Below are 17,509 nucleotides of genomic sequence, written 5' to 3'. Positions count from 1 at the left end.
TTGGCGACCATGTGGCGATCTGTGCTCGCGGTGTGCCTGTTGGTACTGGCCGGTGTTCTCACCGTGTCCGGCACAGGGTCTGCCGTGACGACATCGCCGCACTTCGCGGCCCAGCCGACGGAGACGCCGGCACCCGGCGGCACCACCGAGCCGGGACCCCAGATCGACGCGCCGCAGGAGCAGCCCGCACCCGCCACTAGTGCCGAAACCCGCAGGAAGTTGTGGATCGGTGGTATCGCGGTGCTGCTGTTCGCCCTCGTTTACTGGCGCAACAAGAAGCGGTGGTCGAAGTGGCGGGCGGGTCGCAAGGCCGGGTGAATCCCAGCTAGTGGGAGCTTGTCGGCGGTATATGGTCGCCTTTTAGCGTGGCCTGCGCAGACTTGATCGGTCTGACCGAAATTCGAGCACCGCTTGGCGCATCCTCGTGACCGGTGGCCGGTTGATCAACGCGGGGTGCGCCGGGGCCGCCAGACCGTGATGCAGGATGGAAGCAAATGGGTACCGACTTCAAGATGAGCACGCGCTCGGCCGTCGAGCGGTACTCGAATGCGCTGGTAGGGCTATCCCACAGCATCCACGCCGAACCGGAGCCCGCGTTCGCCGAGCACCGCAGCGCGGCCAAGGTCGCCGACCTGCTGGCCGCCGAGGGCTTCGAGGTCGAACGCGGCGTCGCGGACCTGGAGACGGCGTTCACCGCGACGTTCGGCTCCGGTGAGCTGGTGCTCGGCCTGTGCGCGGAGTACGACGCGCTGCCCGAGGTCGGCCACGCGTGCGGGCACAACGTCATCGCCGCCGCGTCCACCGGAGCGGCCCTCGCGCTGCGTGACCTGGCCGATGAGCTGGACCTCACTGTTCGGGTGATCGGCACCCCGGCGGAGGAGGTCGGCGGCGGCAAGGTGCTGATGCTCGAACGCGGGGTATTCGACGACGTGGCGTTCTCGATGATGGTGCACCCGGCCCCGTACGAGGCGGTCGCCGCCCGTTCGCTGGCCATCACCGACGTCGAGGTCCACTACACCGGCAAGCCATCGCACGCCGCCGCCGCGCCCCACCTGGGCGTGAACGCGGCGGACGCGATCACCATCGCCCAGGTCGCGATCGGCTTGGCCCGCCAACACCTGGAACCGGGCCAGATGGTCAGCGGCATCGTCACCCGCGGCGGCACCGTGCCCAACGTGGTGCCCGCCAACACGTCGGCGATGTTCGACCTGCGTGCCGACGACCTGGACTCCCTGCGCCGACTGGAGGAGCGGATCAACCGCTGCTTCGAGGCCGGCGCGCTGGCAACCGGCTGCACCCACGAGGTCGTGAAAGTCTCGCCGGTGTACGCCGAGCTGACCCCAGATCCCTGGCTGGCGGACGCCTACCGGCGTGCCGCGGTCGAGCTGGGCAGGCATCCGTTGAGCCCTGAGGAGGAGCTCAAGGAGAAGATCGGCAGCACGGACATGGGCAACATCACCCGTGCGCTGCCGGCCATCCACCCGACCATCGCCATCGACTGCGGAGACGCGGTGAACCACCAAATCGAGTTCGCGACCGCCTGTGCGTCGGCCTCCGCCGACCGAGCAGTGCTCGACGGAGCACTCGCCCTCGCCTGGACCACAATTTCCGCTGCCACGGACGGTGCGCAGCGCTCTCGACTGTTGGCGGGTGCGGCATGACGGTCCTGGACTCGCGTCTACCGGAGGAAGGTGCCGAGGTGCTGTTGACCGATCGTGGGGTCAGCATTGCCCCTGTGGATGATCCCGGTGAGGGGCGCGGCCCCTCGTGGCTGGACGACTGGCTGGCGGCGAACGCCTCCGAGGTCGTCGCCTGGCGGCGGCACGTCCACGCGCACCCCGAGCTGTCACGGCACGAGTACGCCACCACCGAGCTGATCGCGGGTGTGCTGCGCTCGGCCGGCCTCAAGCCGCGCATCCTGCCCGGCGGGACCGGCCTGGTCTGCGACGTCGGCTCCGGCCCCCGGTGCGTCGCGCTGCGCGCGGACATCGACGCCCTGCCGTTGCCGGAGAACACCGGCGCGCCCTACTCGTCCACAGTGGACGGCGTGACGCACGCGTGCGGACACGACGCGCACACCTCGGTGTTGCTGGGGGCGGCCCTGGCGCTGGCCTCGGCCACCGAACTGCCCGGCCGGGTGCGGCTGGTGTTCCAGCCGGCCGAGGAGGTCATGCCCGGTGGCGCGCTCGACGTGCTGGCGGCGGGCGGTCTCGACGGGGTGGAGCGCATCTTCGGGCTGCACTGCGACCCGCGGCTGGAAGTCGGCCGGATCGGCACCCGGATCGGCGCCATCACCTCGGCCAGCGACATGCTGGAACTGCGCCTGACGTCCCCCGGCGGCCACACCTCCCGGCCGCACCTGACCGCGGACCTGGTGCACGCGCTGGGCACGGTCATCACGGGCCTGCCGGGCCTGCTGTCGCGCCGCGTGGACCCCAGATCGGGCACGGTGCTGGTGTGGGGGGCGGTGCACGCGGGCGAAGCGCCCAACGCCGTGCCGCAGGACGGCGTGCTGCGCGGCACCCTGCGCACCGGCGACCGCGACATCTGGGCAGAGCTGGAGCCGTTGATCAAGGAACTCGTGGGCGCGCTGTTGGCGCCGACCGGTGTCGGCTTCGACCTGCACCACCGGCGCGGCGTCCCCCCGGTCGTCAACGACCGCGAGAGCACCATGCTGCTGCGGGCGGGCATCGAGGCGGCGTTGGGCGAGGACGCGCTGGCGGGCACCGAGCAGTCGTCCGGCGGTGAGGACTTCGGCTGGTACCTGGAGCACGTGCCGGGCTCATTCGCCCGCCTGGGCGTCTGGGACGGCGTCGGCAAGCAACGCGACCTGCACCAGCCCGGGTTCGACCTGGACGAACGCGCCCTCCTGGTCGGCGTCCGCGTCATGGTCCACGCCGCCCTGGCCTCCCTCGCCTGACCGGTCCGGGCGGGCCGCGACCCGCTCGGTTACCGGTACGCCGGACGCTCAACCGCCGTCATGCTCCGCAGGGGTCCCCGCCAAGGGGACCCCTGCTTTTACCCTGCCACAAAGGTCCGACAATCACGGGCCGTCCAGAACGACCTGTGGACAAGTGAGCCGGCTGTGGACAAACGGCCTGCTGTGGACCAGCGCGGCGGAGCACCCGGTCACCGTGCGGCGAGCGTCAGGTCGCAGTGCGGCGAGTACCCGGTCGCAGTGCGGCGAGCGCCCGGTCACGTGGTGAGCGCTGGCCGTCAGCTCACCGGCTCGACGATCTCCGGCCTGGCCTCCGGCGCGGAAGACCGCACGGCATCCGCCGCCTGGTCGTCCGGCTCGGTCTGCGAAGCGCGCTCCGCATCGACCCGAGCCGTGTAGACCGAGACCTCGTGCGCCACCATGGCGTCATCCCACCCGTGCACGCCGGCGATCAGCCGAGCCACCGGCAGAGCGCACTCCACGCCCCGGTGCGGGTACTCGATCGAGATCCGCGTCCGCCGCGTCAGCACGTCCTCCAAGTGCAACGCACCCTCGTGTGAAGCGGCGTAAACGACCTCGACCTGCAAGTAGTCCGGCGCACCGGGCACCGGCTTGAGCAACTCCGGATCAGCCGACTCCAGCACCTCGTGCACCAAAGACCCGTACCGGTCCAACAAGTGCCGCACCCGATACGGGTGCAGCCCGTACCGCGTGGCCAGCTGATCGGCCTGGTTGACCAGCGCGTGGTAACCGTCCGCCCCGATCAACGGCACCTTGTCCGTGATCGACGCCTGGATCCGCCCCGGCAGGTCGACCGCCGCCGCGTCCACCGCGTCCGCGCCCATCACCCGGTATGTCGTGTACTTCCCGCCGGCGATCGCCACCAACCCGGGTGCCACCCGCGCCACCGCGTGCTCACGCGACAGCTTCGACGTCGACTCGCTCTCACCCGCCAACAACGGCCGCAGCCCCGCGTACACGCCCTCGATGTCGTCGTGCGTCAACGGCGTCGCCAACACCGAGTTCACCTGCGTCAGGATGTAGTCGATATCCGACCGGGTCGCCGCCGGGTGCGCCAGATCCAGGTTCCAATCGGTGTCGGTTGTTCCCACGATCCAGTGATTTCGCCACGGGATCACGAACAGCACCGACTTCTCCGTGCGCAGGATCAACCCCGACTCGGACACGATCCGATCGCGCGGCACCACGATGTGCACGCCCTTGGACGCCCGCACCCGGAACCGCCCGCGACTACCCGACAGCCGTTGCAACTCGTCGGTCCACACCCCGGTCGCGTTGATCACCGCGTGCGCCCGCACGGACGTCTCCCGCCCGTCCTCCACATCCCGCACCCGCACGCCGGAAACCCGGTCCGCCTCCTGCAAGAAGCCCACGACCTGCGTGGACGTCCGCACGACCGCCCCGTAGTGGGCCGCGGTCCGGCCGACCATCATGGTGTGCCGGGCGTCGTCGGCCTGCGCGTCGTAGTACCGGATCCCGCCGATCAACGCGGACGGCTTCAACGCCGGCACCAACCGCAGCGCGCCGGCCCTGGTCAGGTGCTTCTGCCCCGGCACGGACCGCGCGCCGCCCATCGTGTCGTACATGAACAACCCGGCGGCGGTGTAGGGCCGCTCCCACCCGCGGTGCGTCAACGGGTACAGGAACGACACCGGCTTCACCAGGTGCGGCGCGAGGCGGGTCAGCATGAGTTCGCGTTCCCGCAGTGCCTCGCGGACCAGCCCGAACTCCAGCTGCTCCAGGTACCGCAGCCCGCCGTGGAACAGCTTGGACGACCGGCTGGACGTTCCGGAGGCCAGGTCGCGCGCCTCGACCAGCGCCACCCGCAGACCACGGGTCGCGGCGTCCAACGCGGTGCCGACACCGACCACGCCGCCGCCGATGATCACCAGGTCGAAGGTCTCCGCACCGAGGCGTTCCCACGCCTCCGAGCGTTCGAGAGGTCCGAGCCGGCCTGCGGTGGCGGGGTGCTTGCGCGTGACCACTGACGCCTCCTGATGCTCGACTGGACTGGTCCACCAGGGTTGACTCGACCACGTTACCCGCTGGTACGCCACCTGTGGACAAGTGATCAGGCCGGAACTAGCGTCATGCCACATTGTGGGGTGGGCAGCGCCGCCGGACCCGGACCGTGCTGCCTCCTGTCAAGGTAGGAGGTCGGCAGGTGAGCAGTGGCTCGATCTTCGTTTGGGAAATGCTGGGCACCGGCATCCTGATCCTCATGGGTGCGGGCGTCGTGGCGAACGTCGTCCTGAAAGACACGCTGGGCAACACCGGCGGCTGGCTCCTGATCAACTTCGGCTGGGGTTTCGCGGTCTTCGCGGGCGCCAGCATCGCCGCACCGAGCGGTGCGCACCTCAACCCCGCAGTGACCCTGGGCCTGGCGATCGCGAACCCGGACAAGACTCCGTGGAGTCAAGTCCCCGTCTACTTCGCCGGTCAGATGGTCGGCGCGTTCCTCGGCGCCGTGCTCGCCTGGCTGGCCTACAAAGCCCAGTTCGACGCGCACGACAACCCGGCGGGCACGCGCGGCATCTTCTGCACCGGCCCGACGATCCCCAGTCCCGTCTGGAACGTCGTCACCGAGGTGATCGGCACGTTCGTGCTGGTCGCGTGGATCCTCCTGAGTCCGGGAGCGCAGGAGACCGAGGGCGGCCTCCCGCAGTTGGGCAACTCCGCCCTGGGCTACGCGGCCGTCGCGTTCATCGTGATCGGCATCGGCGCCTCGCTCGGTGGCCCCACCGGGTACGCCATCAACCCCGCCCGTGACCTCGGCCCCCGGATCGCCTACGCGATCCTGCCCATTCGCGACAAGGGCAGCGCCGAGTGGGGCTACGCCTGGGTGCCGGTGGTCGGTCCGCTGATCGGCGGGGCGCTCGCCGCACTCCTGTACCTGGTTCTCCCGGTCGTCTGAAAGGACTCCATCGCATGACGCAGTACGTGGCCGCGATCGACCAGGGCACGACGTCGACCCGGTGCATGATCTTCGACCACTCGGGTCGGGTGGTCTCCGTCGACCAGAAGGAGCACGAGCAGATCTTCCCGCAGGCCGGGTGGGTCGAGCACGACGCGAACGAGATCTGGACCAACGCCAGGCAGGTCGCCGCCGGCGCGTTGGCCAAGGCCGACCTGACCACCGCCGACATCGCCGCGGTGGGCATCACCAACCAGCGCGAAACCGCGCTGGTCTGGGACAAGACCACCGGCCAACCCGTCTACAACGCAATCGTTTGGCAGGACACCCGCACCGACAGGATCTGCCAGGACCTGGCGGCTCTGGGTGGTGATCAGGAGCGGTACCGGGACAAGACCGGTCTGCCGCTGGCCACGTACTTCTCCGGCCCGAAGATCCGCTGGATCCTCGACAACGTCGAGGGCGCACGGGAGCGCGCTGAAGCCGGTGACCTGCTGTTCGGCAACATGGACACCTGGGTGCTGTGGAACATGACCGGCGGGGTGGACGGCGGCGTGCACGTCACCGACCCGACCAACGCCTCCCGCACGCTGCTGATGGACCTCGACACGTTGAACTGGGACGAGGGCATCGCGGCGGACATGGGCATCCCGCTGTCGATGCTGCCGGAGATCCGGTCGTCGTCCGAGGTCTACGGCAACGTCCGGGAACGCGGCTCGCTGGCCGGTGTGCCCATCGCGGGCATCCTCGGCGACCAGCAGGCCGCGACGTTCGGCCAGGCGTGCCTGTCGCCGGGCGAGGCCAAGAACACCTACGGCACCGGCAACTTCGTGCTGCTCAACACCGGCAACGAGAAGGTGTTGAGCGAGAACGGCCTGCTCACCACGGTCTGCTACAAGATCGGCTCGAACGACCCGGTGTACGCGCTGGAGGGTTCGATCGCGGTGACCGGGGCGCTGGTCCAGTGGCTGCGCGACAACCTCGGCATGATCAGCACGGCCGCCGAGATCGAGGAGCACGCCCGGACGGTGGAGGACAACGGCGGCGCGTACTTCGTGCCCGCGTTCTCCGGCCTGTTCGCGCCGTACTGGCGGTCGGACGCGCGCGGCGCGATCGTCGGCCTGACCCGGTTCGTGAACAAGGGCCACCTGGCCCGCGCGGTGCTGGAGGCCACGGCGTTCCAGACCCGTGAGGTGATCGACGCGATGAACGCCGACTCGGGCGTGCCGCTGAAGTCGTTGAAGGTCGACGGCGGCATGGTCGGCAACGAACTGCTGATGCAGTTCCAGGCGGACATCCTGGGCGTGCCGGTGATCCGTCCGGTGGTCAGCGAGACGACCGCGCTGGGCGCCGCCTACGCGGCCGGGCTGGCAGTCGGGTTCTGGGCGTCGGAGGACGACATCCGGCAGAACTGGGCGCAGGACAAGCAGTGGGACCCGGCAATGGACGACGAAGCCCGCGCGAAGACGTACGCGCAGTGGAAGAAGGCCGTGACCAGGACCTTCGACTGGGTCGAGTGACGTAACGAGGGGCGCCGCCGATCACGCGACGGCACCCTCACCCGATCGGACCCAGGTGGTGGAGATCACACCACGTGGGTCCGATCGGGTGCCGTTCAGTCCAGGTCGTCGTGGCGCATGAGCTGACGGCCCGCCTCGGTGATCGAGCCGGTCAGCGACGGGTAGACGGAGAACGTGGTGGCCAGGTCCTCCACCGTGAGCTGGTTCTGCACGGCCAGCGCGATGGACAGGATCAGCTCGCTGGCGTTCGGCGCGACCACGACACCGCCGATCACCACACCCGTCGCCGGGCGGCAGAACAGCTTCACGAAGCCGCGGCGCAGGCCTTCCATCTTGGCCCGCGGGTTGGTGGCCAGCGGCAGCATGATCGTGCGCGCGGGGACCTCGCCGGAGTCGATCGCCTGCTGGCTGATGCCGACACTCGCGATCTCCGGGTTGGTGAACACGTTCGCCGCGACCGTCTTGAGCTTGATCGGGCTGACGCCCTCGCCCAGCGCGTGCCACATGGCGATGCGGCCCTGCATGGCGGCCACCGACGCGAGCAGAAGCACGCCCGTGCAGTCGCCCGCCGCGTAGACGCCGGAGATGTTCGTGCGCGAGACCCGGTCGACCGGGATGTACCCGCCGCGACCCAACTCGATGCCGATCTTGTCCAGCCCGATGTCGGTGGTGTTGGGTACGCTTCCCACCGTCATCAGGGCGTGGCTTGCCTCGATCGTGCGACCGTCTTCCAGGTGAATCAGGACGCTGTCGCCGACGTTCTCCACCCGCTCCGCGCGGGCGTGCTTGACCACGGCCGTGCCGCGTTCGGCGAAGACGTCCTCCAGCACCACGGCCGCGTCGGCGTCCTCGTGCGGGAGCACCCGATCGCGGCTGGAGACCATGGTCACCTTCACGCCGAGTTCGGTGTACGCGGAGGCGAATTCCACACCGGTGACACCCGATCCGATGACGGCGAGGTGTTCCGGCAACTCCGGGAGCTCGTAGATCTGCCGCCAGGTCAGCACCCGCTTGCCGTCCGGCTCGGCGCCGGGCAACACGCGCGGGGTCGCGCCCGTTGCGATAAGCACCACATCGGCCGGCAGGACTTCCTTGGTGCCGTCGCTCGTGATCGCCACGACCTCGTGCTGAGCGAGCCCGCGGCGGTTGTCGCAGAACTTCGCCGAGCCGTTGATGATGCGGACGCCCTCGCGCTGGAGGCGCGCCCGGACGTCGGCGGACTGGGCGAGCGCAAGCCCCTTCACCCGTCCGTGGACGACCGGGAGTTCGACGGCGGCTTCCGCGTTGTTCATACGAATGCCCAGCTCACCGGCGTTGCGGAAGTTGCTCCGCCCGCCCGCGGAGGCGATGAACGTCTTCGACGGCACGCAGTCGTAGAGCACACAGGCGCCACCGACGCCCTCGCGTTCCACGACGGTCACGTCGGCCCCGTGCTGGGCCGCGACCAGTGCCGCCTCGTAACCTGCGGGGCCACCGCCCATGATGACGATGCGGGTCACGACACGTCCTCCTAGTGGTTGTCGGCGCTGTTGACAGCCGCGCACAACCGTACGCGGTCGGGTGTCGGAGTGTGTCGTCCGGTCTTCTGGTACCTCGCGGTGATCGCGAGGTCGCTAGGCTGTCGTCGTGCCGCTCTATGCCGCGTACGGGTCCAACATGGACCCGAACCAGATGATGGAGCGAGCCCCCTACTCCCCCATGGCGGGGACCGGGTGGCTCGCCGGATGGCGTCTGACGTTCGGTGGCGAGGACCTGGGCTGGGAGGGCGCGCTCGCCACCATCGTCGAGGACCCCGACTCGCAGGTGTTCTGCGTGCTCTACGACGTCAGCCCACGTGACGAGTCCCGCCTCGACCGCTGGGAAGGCGCCCTAGGCCTGTACAAGAAGATCCGCCTACGCGTCCAGACCCTGGAAGGCTCGGTCACCGCCTGGCTCTACGTCCTGGACGCCTACGAAGGCGGTCTCCCCTCCGCCCGCTACATCGGCGTCGTAGCCGACGCCGCCGAAGCCGCAGGCGCCCCAGACGACTACGTAGCCGACCTCCGCACCCGCCCCTGCCAAGGCATAGGCCCCTAACCCTCCCGCGTGTCCAACGTTCAGAACACGCGTGTCCAACGTTCAGAATGCGCGTGTCCTACACCCGGAACGCGCGTGTCCTACGTTCAGGACCCGCGAGTTGAGCACTCAGGTGTCGGAACAGTCGGGTGGGGTTCCGGAGGTCCGAGACGTCGGCCCTGAGCACCTTCCAGCCGCGTCGCCGCAGGTCCTCGTCACGGGCGTGGTCTGCGTCGGCCTTGTCGACGTGCGCCGCGTAGCCGTCGTACTCCAGTGCTACGCGTGCGTCCGGCCAGGCGAAGTCCAGTCGCCAGACCTCGCGGTCGTCCAAGTCCCGGACGGAGTACTGCGGTTCGGGTAGCGGGAAGCCCGCTTCGGCGATGATCAGCAGGAGCGTGCTCTCCGCAGGGGACTCCGGCAGACCCGTGGCGAGGTCCAGGAGGAACACGCCTTGCCGCCGTCCGCGCAAGTCACGGCGGGTTGCGATGCGTACGGTGAGATCGGCCTTGAGTTCGACTCGCTGCTGCGGCGGGAGAGCGCCGAGTGCTTGATCCGCGCAGGCCAGAGCGGTGGCGCGATGGCGGCCTCGGCAGAGGAGTTCGGCGATTGCGTAGTCGAGCGCCATGGTGCGTAGGCCATCGATCTCGACCACGTCCGCAGGGTCGTAGTGGTGGTAGTGGACGGCGACGTCCGGGCGCGGTCGGACCCTGCGGTCGTGGCTCAGGAGGATGTGGACCCGATTGGTTTCGGCGGCCGTGCAGCCGTGTAGCCAAGCCGCCGTGTGGTTGGTCAACACCGCGTCCGACCCGGCCATGAGCAGCGCGGCGGCGGCACGGGTGTGCAGGCTCGTCATCCGTTCCCGCTGGACGACGACCGTGCGGCAGTAGCTGACCAAGCGGCCGTCGCTGAGGGCCCGGCGCAGTGCTTGCAAGCCGAGCTGGTCGTGCAGGCGAGTACGTGGGTAGGCGCCGTGGAGGCCAGGAGGAAATTCGATCACGTAGAACCGAGTGCCGGGACGCTGATTCCGTACTCGCTTCACCCGATCGTGGGCGCTCGGCGTTCTGAGCGTTGAATTCGGGTGTTCTGAACGTTGGACACGCGCGTTCTGGGTGTTGGACACGCGCGTTCTGAACGTTGGACACGCGGTTAGGCGGGGGTGGTGGCCAGGTCTTCTAGGTGTTGGATCAGGCGGCGGGTGTCTACGGGGGAGACGGTGCTCCAGGGTTGCTGGCCGGGGGTGGCACGGCGGAGTTGGATGTAGCGGCCGTGGGGGTTGTCGAAGAACGAGACCACGCGGTCGGGGCGGACGCGTTTGCCCCACTTGTCGCGGGTCGCGGTGCCGAACTGGCCGCGGTTGCCGGCGTCGCGGAACATGTCGGCCAGGGCGCGGGCGTCTTCCTGGCGGATGCCGCGGGACAGGAGCGCGGTCTGCAGGTCGTCAGGGGTGTTGGCGGCGGACGCGGCGGCGTCCAGGTCGGCGCTGGGGAGGGTTACCGAGTGGCCTGGGCCGGCGTGGAGGGGCGGGAGCACGGAGAGGGCTTCGCGGGGGAGGCCTTCGCTCGACGCGGGGCGCAGGGTCAGCTGGTTGTTGTCCAACACCGCCAGGACGCCGGATTGGCCCTTGGCGGCCGCCAGGACGCGCACGCTGCGGCCCAGCCAGAGGCGGCCGTCCACCTCGTGCTGCGGGCGGTTCAGCAGGTGGAGCAGGTCCTCCAGCATCGGGTCCAGCGAGACGGGGCGGCCCAGACCCCGACGGCTCAGGTCGGCCCACGCCCCCTGTTCGAGCTCGGCGCGTTCCGCGTGTGTCTTGCCGGGTGACGGCACCTTGAGCACCAGCGGCATGGTCTCCAGCCGGAGGTGCTCCCACAGCACGTCGAACTCCAGCGCCGAGATGGTCACCGGTTCGCGCAGATCGTTGCTGCCCAAGTCCAAACCGAACGTCGTCATCAGTGGGTCGTGCTCTCCCCGATCACCGGAGGCGAGATGATCCCGCCAACGCCGTAGATGTCGTCCGTCTCCCGAAGGTAGTCGGCGGCGTCGTGCGTGGCATCTTCTTCCTCTTCCGCGCCACGAGGACCACCCAGTCCGCCGAACGGGTCGAACGCGGGTTGCGCCGGAGCGGGCGTGCTGCGCTTGTGCACGGTGTCGTTGCCGCCGACCTGGCCGGCGCCGACCAACCCGCCCGTCGACCCACCGGGAGCCGCCGTCGCCGCGTGCTGCGCGTTGGCCGCGAACGCCCCGAACTCCGCCGAGCTCACCGACGTCGTGCCGCTGGGCGCCGGGCCACTACTCGGGACCGACTGCTGAGGGCTGTTGGAAACCTGCTCGGTCGTGGTGGTGTCGGAGGAGGAGGAAGAGGAGGAAGAGGAGGAAGCCGAGGACGACTTGCGTCGGTCCTTGTCCTGCTGGCCGCCCGCACCGCCGATCACGCCACCCGGCCCGAACGACGTGGAACCCGGCCCCGTCGGCACGCCCGCGTTGGAAGGACGAGTCGACCCGGCCTGGGCGGAAGGCGAAGACGAGGACGTGCCCGTGGAACCACCGGACGGCGCCGACACGGGACGCTGCGGCGGCACGAAACCACGCCCGCCACGACCACCACGGCCGCCGCGCCCACCACCACGACCACCGCCGCGCGGACCGCCGTACCCCCAACCGGGCGCGGACACGCCGGCCGAGTCGTTGCGCGCCACGTCCGCCGCGCTGATCACCAACTGCGGCGGCTGGTGGAACTGGCCCAACGTGCTGGTGTTCGACACGGTGCTGGAGGCGTACGTCGTCATCACCTCACGCGCACGCTGCTCGGCCGCGTTCTGCGCCTTCTCCTGCTTCTCGTAGTCCGTCTGCCCGCCCACCAGGTTCGTGAGCGTGCTGACCAGCAGGTTCGGCTCCTCCGCCGTCACCTTCACCGGCGGCGGCATGTCCGAGCGGGCCTTGGAGATGTAGTCGGCCTGCAATTCGGCCGAGATGCGCATCACCTCCGCGCCGGCCCGGGCGTCGTCCGCCCACGTGGCCAGCGGGTTGATGCCGACGCGGGCCTTGTCCGCCGCGGAGCCCTCCCACTCGGCCCCGGAGCGCAGCACGCCGCTGTGCAGCTCGGCGTTGATCTCGGTCAACGCGGCCGAGACGCCCTGCCACCGCTCCATCGAGGCGTGCGAGGCCTTCGGGCCCGGCCCGGAGTTGATCTGCTCGTACAGCTCTTCGTGGCTGTACCCGCTCCAGCGGTGTCCATCGGGCATGAACGGTTCCCCTTGCCTGCGCCGGGTGCTCAGCGGCCGCCCTGCTGTCCCATCAACCCGGTGTTGTCTTCTTCGATGGACTGGTACTGCTGTTCGACGAGCGCGAGCGCGTCCATGGCCGACTTGAGCTGTCGCTGGTAGTTCTCCAACGCGATCAGCGCCGAGTCGCCCGATTCCAGCGACCGCTCGTTGAACTTCTCCGCCGCGTCGCGGCTCACCGGGTCACCGGCCCACGGGCGGACCCTGACCTCGGTGATGGCCAGTTCGATCTGCTTGTCCAGCTTGGTCAGCGCCCCCGCGAACGCACTGCGAAGGCCGGGGATCGCGCCGGGTTCGACGTTCAAGGTGTGCGACAGCGGCGGTGGTGAGCCCGTGTCCGCGCCCTGACCGTTGTCAGCGCCTTGGCCTTGGTCTTCCGACGGCATGGACGACCTCCCCGCCTTCCTCGTTCCCGTCGCGCTTCGGTCACTCTAACCACAGGGTCCGACAGCGGGGAGTAGGTGGAGACGGACATCCCCCGCGTGGATCAGCGCCGCTGCAGCAAACCGGCTACCGCCGCTTCTGCCGCCCGTTGCGCCCCCTGGCACAGAGTGTCTTGTTTTGCCGCCTTCTCGTTACCGCCGTCGCGGAACATCACGTCCAGGAACTGCCCGTCCGCGACGTCCACCTCCACGTTGCACACGTGGTCCATGCCGGGTGTCCGCACGGTCAGACCGGGGAATCCGGCGACCGTGGTCAACTCGGCGTCGACCTGGGCGTTCTCGCTGAGCCACACACCGACGCCCTCGACTGTGACGAGCGCCAGCCGCACCACGTTCCCGCTGATGTTGCTGCGCATGGTGCATGCCTTCGCGTTGCCGAAGGCGGAATCCACGTAAGCGCTGGGCGGGTTGTCCAGGCTCAACGCGATCCGCTGGTCCGCGGAGAGCACCGCGCACGGGTCCACGTCGTCCAGCAGGATGTCCCGGGGCCGGGGCGGCAACGACGGCGCGGTGGTCGTCGTGGCGGGCAGCGGTTCGTCCACCCGGCCGTCGGCCTTCTCCTCCGGAAAGGGCGTGCAGGCGGCCAACGCCAACGCGCACAGCGTGGCGGTGATCAGCCCGGCAGCCCTCATGGGCACCTACCGTAGCCGGGTCCACACGCCAAGTGGACCCTCGGCTGTGAAGCCACACTTCTCGGCGACACGCCGAGCTGGGCCGTCCGGCGGTCTGGCGGTGATGAGCGGGAGGTCGAGGAAACCGAACCCGAACCGCAGCACGGCCGCTGTCGCGTGTGTCGCGATGCCCTTGCCGCGCAGGTCAGGGGTGGTCCAGCAGGTGAGTTCGCCGGTGCTGGTGAGGGCGACCTCGCCCACGGCCGTTCCGGTGAGCTGGTCGCAAACGGCCCAAGAGCAGGATTCTTCGGTGTGCCACTCTTTCGTGCGTTCGGCGATGTGCGCGCCCGCGGTGGCGAGATCGGGGAACAGGCCGCCGGCCACCAACGCCACCCGGTCGTCGATGCGGTCGTCCGCGCGGAGTTGGCGCAGGTAGAACTCACCCGCGTTGATCTCGACCGCCTCCATGGTGGCGCAGATTAGTCCGTGACGAACCCGTCGTAGCGCCCGGCCAGCCCTTCGAGCAGTCCGCGGTGGGCGGAAGCGGGCTGGTCGTCGGGGCCGGTGATCAACTCGACGACCCAGTCGGCGTCCTCGGCGTCGTCCTCACCTGCCAAGAGGTCCTTGTGCACCGCGCACGGCGACCACCCCGCCGCCGCCAGTTCCCGCGCGGCTTCCTCGGCGTCGTCACGCTCGTGCAGCACCAGCAACAACGAGCCCGAAGGCCCGGCCGAACCGGTGCCGACGCCGTCGTCCAGCAGACCCCGTGACGACAACGCCCGGTGCAACGCGGGGAAGTCCGGTGTGTGTACGGCGTCGATGCCGACGGTGCGCGCCGCGTCCGCGTTCACCGCGTTGTCATCGCAGAACAACGTCCCCGACGGCGAGTGTTGGAGCACCCGCAGCGCGCGCCGGAACGCCTCAGGTGACGGCTTGGCGACACCGATCCGGGCGGACGACACGACGGCGTCCACCTCGCGGTCCAGCCCCAACGCCGCCAAGTCGCTCGGCAACCGGTCGGTCGCGTTGGACAGCAACGCCACCCGGCACCGCTTGCGAACCCGCCGCACCAGATCCAACGCCTCGGGAATCACCTCGCCGGTCCGGCTCCACGCGGCCACCGCCTCGGCCGCACGCGATGGCGACAGCCCTTCGGCGACCAACTGCTCCCGTACCGCCGCGCGCCACTCCTCGTCGGTGGCCCGACCGGCGGTCGCGGGACCGGCCAGCGGGAACGACACCCGCGCCAACGTGCCGCGCGGCAGGCCGAACCCGTCCTCGATCGGCCCGTCCGGCGGGAACCGCCGCAGCACGCCGTCCAGGTCGAGTAGCAGCAGCGACGGCGACGGCCCGCTCAACGCCTGCCCATCCGGCCGACGAGCAGCATCGCCGCGGGGATGAACAGGAACACGAACGGCGTCTTCACCACGAAGAACAGCAGCACGCTCAGCAACGCGACCGCCATCACCACGGTGCCGGTGGCGCGCGGGTCCAGCTGGAAGGTCCGCCGAACGGTCGTGTCCGGCGTCACCAGCGGTTCCACCTGGGTGAACCTCGGTCGTGGTGCGGGCAGGTCGCTGAACAACCCGTACAGGTCACCGCGGGTTTTCGCGGTGGCGACGCGGGCGGAGCGCTCGCCGTACTCGTCCACGCTCAGCCGCCCCTCACCGAGGTGCGTGCCGAGCAGTTCGAGCGCTTGCTCGCGCTCCGCGTCGCCGATCCGGATGTCCCGCTCGCTCACACGGGTGAGCCTATTCCTTGATCTCGCAGATCACGGTGCCCTGGGTGACAGTCGCGCCCGCCTCGGCCACCAGACCGGTGACCACACCCGCCTTGTGCGCGGTGACCGGGTTCTCCATCTTCATGGCCTCCAGCACGACGATCAGCTCGCCGGCCTCGACCTGCTGACCGTCCTCGACGGCGACCTTCACGATCGTGCCCTGCATGGACGCCGCCACCGCGTCACCCGACACCGCCGCACCGCCCTTGCCGCCACCGCGCTTGCGCGGCTTGGCCTTCGCGCCGGCCTTGGCCGCGCCGCCACCACCGCCGAACGCCAGGTCACCGGGCAGCGAGACCTCCAGCCGCCGTCCGCCGACCTCGACCACCAGGGTCTGCCGCGGCTCGTCCTCCTCGGCCTCCGCGCCGTCGGTGAACGGCGCGATGGTGTTGTCGAACTCGGTCTCGATCCACCGGGTGTGCACGGTGAAGCCGTCCTCGGTGCCGACGAACGCCGGATCGCGCACGATCGCGCGGTGGAACGGCAGCACGGTGGCCATGCCCTCCACGACCATCTCGTCCAGCGCGCGGCGGGCCCGCTCCAGGGCCTGCGTGCGGTCCTCGCCGGTGACGATCAGCTTGGCCAGCAGCGAGTCGAACTGACCGCCGATGACCGTGCCGCTCTCCACGCCCGCGTCCACCCGGACACCGGGGCCGGACGGCGCGGTGAACGTGGTGACGGTGCCGGGGGCGGGCAGGAAGTTGCGGCCCGCGTCCTCGCCGTTGATGCGGAATTCGATCGAGTGGCCGCGCGGGGTCGGGTCCTCGGTGAACCGCAGCTCCTCGCCGGCCGCGATGCGGAACTGCTCGCGGACCAGGTCGACGCCGGCGGTCTCCTCGCTGACCGGGTGCTCGACCTGGAGACGGGTGTTGACCTCAAGGAACGAGATCGTGCCGTCCACCGCGACCAGGTACTCGACCGTGCCGGCGCCGTGGTAGCCGGCTTCCTTGCAGATGGCGCGCGCGGAGGTGTGGATCGCCGCGCGCTGCTCGTCGGTGAGGAACGGCGCGGGCGCCTCCTCGACCAGCTTCTGGTGGCGGCGCTGCAACGAGCAGTCACGCGTGCCGACGACGACCACGTTGCCGTGCTGGTCGGCCAGCACCTGCGCCTCGACGTGCCGGGGCTTGTCCAAGTACCGCTCCACGAAGCACTCGCCGCGACCGAACGCGGTGACCGCCTCGCGCACCGCGCTGTCGAACAGCTCGGGGATCTCCTCCATCGTGCGGGCGACCTTCAGACCGCGGCCGCCGCCGCCGAACGCCGCCTTGATCGCGACCGGGAGGCCGTGCTCTTCGGCGAACGCGATGATCTCGTCCGGGCCGCTGACCGGGTCCTTCGTGCCGGGCACCAGCGGCGCGCCGGCGCGCATCGCGATGTGCCGCGCGGTGACCTTGTCGCCCAGGTCGCGGATGGCCTGCGGGGTCGGCCCGATCCAGATCAGGCCCGCGTCCAGGACGGCCTGCGCGAAGTCGGCGTTCTCGGAGAGGAAGCCGTAGCCGGGGTGCACCGAGTCCGCGCCGGCGCGCTTGGCGACGTCGAGCAGCTTGTCGACGGAGAGGTAGCTGGCCCCGGGCGTGCTGCCGCCCAGGGCGAACGCCTCGTCGGCCAGTCGGACGAACGGGGCGTCCCGGTCCGGGTCGGCGTACACGGCGACGCTGGCCAGACCGGCGTCCCGGCAGGCGCGGATGACCCGGACGGCGATCTCACCACGGTTGGCGACAAGGACCTTGCGCAGCGACACGACGTCCTACCTCCTGGCAACGCTGGACTGGAGTGGCATTGGTCGGGGAGTTTAGTGACCCGTCAGTACCCGGCGACCGAGAGACAGCTCACGCTTGGGTGGAACAATCGGCAATCGTGACACGCCCGCCGACTGCCGCGCTTGTGACTGCTTGTGCAGCTGTTCTCACAACTATCGCGGGCTTGGTCATCGCCTGGTCACTGCGTCC

Annotated in this window: 17 protein-coding genes; 6 read left to right on the top strand and 11 right to left on the bottom strand. The window is 69.9% G+C overall.

Annotated elements, in window-relative coordinates; translation table 11 throughout:
- Positions 1-9 precede the first annotated feature (9 nt).
- The 3 genes from ALI22I_RS35665 to ALI22I_RS35655 all read left to right on the top strand — a co-directional run bounded on the left by ALI22I_RS35665 (position 10) and on the right by ALI22I_RS35655 (position 2,920).
- Entirely contained in the window at positions 10-318 is a 309-nt protein-coding gene (locus ALI22I_RS35665; protein ID WP_143532607.1) for a hypothetical protein, read from the top strand.
- A gap of 176 nt (positions 319-494) precedes the next feature.
- Positions 495-1,661, top strand: a complete 1,167-nt coding sequence (locus tag ALI22I_RS35660; RefSeq protein WP_077009923.1) for a M20 family metallopeptidase — start codon at positions 495-497, stop codon at positions 1,659-1,661.
- A complete protein-coding gene (locus ALI22I_RS35655) occupies positions 1,658-2,920 on the top strand; it encodes an amidohydrolase (protein WP_077009922.1) in 1,263 nt (420 codons plus the stop codon). The genes ALI22I_RS35660 and ALI22I_RS35655 overlap by 4 nt, the downstream gene beginning before the upstream one ends.
- Positions 2,921-3,216: 296 nt before the next feature.
- Here ALI22I_RS35655 and ALI22I_RS35650 read toward each other — a convergent pair whose 3' ends face one another.
- A complete protein-coding gene (locus ALI22I_RS35650) occupies positions 3,217-4,944 on the bottom strand; it encodes a glycerol-3-phosphate dehydrogenase/oxidase (protein WP_077009921.1) in 1,728 nt (575 codons plus the stop codon).
- A 179-nt stretch (positions 4,945-5,123) separates the two neighbouring features.
- Between ALI22I_RS35650 and ALI22I_RS35645 the strand changes: the two genes are divergently transcribed.
- Both ALI22I_RS35645 and glpK read left to right on the top strand, forming a co-directional pair.
- On the top strand, positions 5,124-5,873 hold the full coding sequence (locus ALI22I_RS35645) for an MIP/aquaporin family protein (RefSeq protein WP_077009920.1): 750 nt from the start codon (positions 5,124-5,126) through the stop codon (positions 5,871-5,873).
- 14 nt (positions 5,874-5,887) lie between these two features.
- Positions 5,888-7,393: a glycerol kinase GlpK gene (gene glpK, locus ALI22I_RS35640; protein ID WP_077009919.1), complete on the top strand. Its 1,506-nt coding sequence runs from the start codon at positions 5,888-5,890 to the stop codon at positions 7,391-7,393.
- 95 nt (positions 7,394-7,488) lie between these two features.
- Here glpK and ALI22I_RS35635 read toward each other — a convergent pair whose 3' ends face one another.
- Positions 7,489-8,892: an NAD(P)H-quinone dehydrogenase gene (locus tag ALI22I_RS35635; RefSeq protein ID WP_077009918.1), complete on the bottom strand. Its 1,404-nt coding sequence runs from the start codon at positions 8,890-8,892 to the stop codon at positions 7,489-7,491.
- Positions 8,893-9,019: 127 nt separating this feature from the next.
- Between ALI22I_RS35635 and ALI22I_RS35630 the strand changes: the two genes are divergently transcribed.
- Positions 9,020-9,469 carry a gamma-glutamylcyclotransferase family protein gene (locus ALI22I_RS35630; RefSeq protein ID WP_033429064.1) on the top strand — a complete coding sequence of 150 codons (450 nt, stop codon included), beginning with the start codon at positions 9,020-9,022 and terminating at the stop codon, positions 9,467-9,469.
- Between the two features lie 58 nt (positions 9,470-9,527).
- Here ALI22I_RS35630 and ALI22I_RS35625 read toward each other — a convergent pair whose 3' ends face one another.
- From ALI22I_RS35625 to ALI22I_RS35580, 9 genes are all read right to left on the bottom strand, one after another.
- Positions 9,528-10,445 (bottom strand): DUF559 domain-containing protein, encoded by a 918-nt coding sequence (locus tag ALI22I_RS35625; RefSeq protein ID WP_083752239.1) that lies wholly within the window; start codon positions 10,443-10,445, stop codon positions 9,528-9,530.
- A gap of 149 nt (positions 10,446-10,594) precedes the next feature.
- Entirely contained in the window at positions 10,595-11,395 is an 801-nt protein-coding gene (locus ALI22I_RS35620; protein WP_143532606.1) for an ESX secretion-associated protein EspG, read from the bottom strand.
- On the bottom strand, positions 11,395-12,687 hold the full coding sequence (locus ALI22I_RS35615; protein ID WP_077009917.1) for a PPE domain-containing protein: 1,293 nt from the start codon (positions 12,685-12,687) through the stop codon (positions 11,395-11,397). Before ALI22I_RS35615 ends, ALI22I_RS35620 begins: the two co-directional genes overlap by 1 nt.
- Positions 12,688-12,716: 29 nt before the next feature.
- Entirely contained in the window at positions 12,717-13,112 is a 396-nt protein-coding gene (locus tag ALI22I_RS35610; protein ID WP_077009916.1) for a transcriptional regulator, read from the bottom strand.
- Positions 13,113-13,213: 101 nt separating this feature from the next.
- Positions 13,214-13,801, bottom strand: a complete 588-nt coding sequence (locus tag ALI22I_RS35605) for a DUF3558 domain-containing protein (RefSeq protein ID WP_077009915.1) — start codon at positions 13,799-13,801, stop codon at positions 13,214-13,216.
- 6 nt (positions 13,802-13,807) lie between these two features.
- Complete coding sequence (locus tag ALI22I_RS35600) at positions 13,808-14,248, bottom strand: GNAT family N-acetyltransferase (protein ID WP_077009914.1); 441 nt, start codon at positions 14,246-14,248, stop codon at positions 13,808-13,810.
- A gap of 11 nt (positions 14,249-14,259) precedes the next feature.
- A complete protein-coding gene (locus ALI22I_RS48060; protein WP_083752238.1) occupies positions 14,260-15,138 on the bottom strand; it encodes an HAD family hydrolase in 879 nt (292 codons plus the stop codon).
- Positions 15,135-15,521 carry a DUF1707 SHOCT-like domain-containing protein gene (locus tag ALI22I_RS35585; RefSeq protein WP_077009913.1) on the bottom strand — a complete coding sequence of 129 codons (387 nt, stop codon included), beginning with the start codon at positions 15,519-15,521 and terminating at the stop codon, positions 15,135-15,137. Before ALI22I_RS35585 ends, ALI22I_RS48060 begins: the two co-directional genes overlap by 4 nt.
- 10 nt (positions 15,522-15,531) lie before the next feature.
- Positions 15,532-17,301 carry an acetyl/propionyl/methylcrotonyl-CoA carboxylase subunit alpha gene (locus tag ALI22I_RS35580; RefSeq protein ID WP_077009912.1) on the bottom strand — a complete coding sequence of 590 codons (1,770 nt, stop codon included), beginning with the start codon at positions 17,299-17,301 and terminating at the stop codon, positions 15,532-15,534.
- Positions 17,302-17,509 lie beyond the last annotated feature (208 nt).

It is taken from the genome of Saccharothrix sp. ALI-22-I (assembly GCF_001984175.1).
In the GTDB taxonomy this organism is placed as follows: Bacteria; Actinomycetota; Actinomycetes; order Mycobacteriales; family Pseudonocardiaceae; genus Actinosynnema.
Note: the sequence above shows the minus strand (reverse complement) of the source record. Positions and strands in the feature narration are given on the sequence as shown.